This window comes from Mesorhizobium sp. M7A.F.Ca.US.005.03.2.1 (assembly GCF_003997795.1).
In the GTDB taxonomy this organism is placed as follows: domain Bacteria; phylum Pseudomonadota; class Alphaproteobacteria; order Rhizobiales; family Rhizobiaceae; genus Mesorhizobium; species Mesorhizobium ciceri.
Window position 1 is genome coordinate 1 of sequence record NZ_RZRP01001306.1, and the last position, 1,107, is coordinate 1,107.

Consider the following 1,107-nt stretch of genomic DNA (forward strand, 5'->3'; position numbering starts at 1 on the left):
GCTGAACTCAACACGATGGACGATGTCGGGGCCGCGATCCAGGCTTGCTGGACACCGCCGGCGGGAGCGGGAACCGCCAGCGTCACCTTGAGCTTCAGCTTCAAGCGGGACGGCACGCTGATCGGCCCACCGAGGCCGACAGCCATCAAGGTGGAAGGCGATGCCAAGGCGAAGAAGTCCTTTGTCGACGCCGCAACGACCGCCTTGCAGAATTGTCTGCCCCTGACCTTCTCAGCGAAACTGGCGCAAGGCATCGCCGGCAACGTGTTCACGTTGCAATTCGCCTCTCCCAAGTAGGCACCCGCCGCCGGCTCAATGGTGACTGCGCCTTGCCGCGGCATGCCGGGCAAGATCGGGCGTTTCGAAGACGTAGTCGTTCCAGGCCGATTCTGGAACCTGACCGGCCAGATAGCATTCCAGCAACAGGCTTTGTTCGGGATTGAGAGGCCTTGGCGCGCGCTGATCCAGCCCCAGCGAGTGAAACAGGTTTCTTGTCAGGTCCGAGACGGTGAAGTGGATCGACATCTGCGTTCTCCCTTTGGTCCTTCAACGCGGAAGACCGGGCAAAGGTTTCGAACGCCTGGCGATAATGGCGGTCCGTTTCGTTGCAGGTCCGCGGCGAGGGTCGGGCTTGCGCTTTCCTTCGAGGTTCGTCTCAATCTTGAAATAAAAATGTAATATCGAATTTACACGAGATGACATAATACAATAGACAAAAGCTTATTCGAGCTGAAGTTCTTGAGATAATTAGAGTTTACTCATATAGCTGAAGCTTGTGTAAGTTATGGACTGTAATTCCGGGTTCTCCGCAAAAAGGACCGAGTTGTCCGATGATCCGTTTCTGGCCTTCCATGATGGTCGCATTGATTTCGCTGGCGGCGGTTTTGTTCGGGACGCTTTCGTCCTACGCGGACAGCTGCGGCGCGATCAGAAGCCAGTTGCTTTCGGGTGGCCGCAGCAACGGGGCGAACCCGGAGCTTGCTCAACTGCGCCGGCAACTTGCAGCCATCCAGACTATCGAGAGACAGCGCCAGTGCACGGCGAAAAGTTCGCTTGGTGGTCTCTTCAACGCTTGCGCCGATCTCGCCAGGAGCCGCTCGGATGTGC

At 57.5% G+C, this 1,107-nt stretch carries 2 protein-coding genes and 1 pseudogene; 2 read left to right on the top strand and 1 reads right to left on the bottom strand.

Annotated features, from left to right (window positions below):
- Positions 1-297: hypothetical protein (locus tag EN991_RS37280; RefSeq protein ID WP_127370576.1), on the top strand; the 297-nt coding region annotated here is incomplete at its 5' end.
- 15 nt (positions 298-312) lie between these two features.
- Here EN991_RS37280 and EN991_RS37285 read toward each other — a convergent pair.
- Positions 313-525: a hypothetical protein gene (locus EN991_RS37285; protein ID WP_013529263.1), complete on the bottom strand. Its 213-nt coding sequence runs from the start codon at positions 523-525 to the stop codon at positions 313-315.
- A gap of 329 nt (positions 526-854) precedes the next feature.
- Here EN991_RS37285 and EN991_RS40505 point away from each other — a divergent pair.
- A pseudogene (locus tag EN991_RS40505) lies at positions 855-1,107 on the top strand (hypothetical protein); the annotation flags it as partial.

Coding starts and splice junctions, on each gene's coding strand:
- EN991_RS37285 (WP_013529263.1), bottom strand. CDS start 525: ATGTCGATCCACTTCACCGTCTCGGACCTGACAAGAAACCTGTTTCAC.